This is a genomic window from Psychrobacter sp. 1Y4 (genome assembly GCF_051847555.1).
Window position 1 is genome coordinate 1 of the sequence record NZ_JBPYDE010000920.1, and the last position, 572, is coordinate 572.

The 572-nt window shown below is 39.7% G+C and carries 1 protein-coding gene; it reads right to left on the minus strand.

From position 1 onward, the window contains the following. The coding region (locus ACS8FC_RS19605; protein ID WP_439298017.1) for a catalase at positions 1-165 on the minus strand (165 nt) is incomplete at its 3' end. Positions 166-572: the final 407 nt, after the last annotated feature.

The following is a 572-nucleotide window of genomic DNA, read 5'->3' on the forward strand; positions in this document are numbered from 1 at the left end:
CTTTTCACGCAGTACAAAATCTTCTAATAGCGTAGGACCACGTGCGCCTGCTTTTAGTGAGTTTTGATTGTCGCTGATAGCCACACCTTGTTGGGTGGTCAATACTTTGGTGTCATCGCCTGCGCGCTGATGGGTTTCACCACCATTGCCACGCTCAGCATTCATGTCTTTGGCTGGGTCGGTATGATCGATATTATTATTCATAAAACATCCTAGCTAATGAGTAAAGTAGTCTCTTCTAAGACCATTAAAAATGTGCTTACACAGGTGTTATATCCTTTGGGATAATGCTGACTTCATCTGTCGATTATTTGTCTGTGTTGCTGCATGACCAATTATTAAAAAAGATAAAGGAATAAAAGGCATACGGCTTATCTTACCCAAAAATTAAGTCGCTTATAGTTGCGTATATAGTGAACCTTGTTGATGTTTGGTTAAAGTTTACGTGCGCAGTCACTCACCCGCTTGACGGCTTTTGAGCAAGCCCAAACGTAAACAATCAAATCTTGTAATGTAGTTATTCTTTAAGGTATGCTTTTATGGCGTACTAGAGATCATCGATAAATAACATT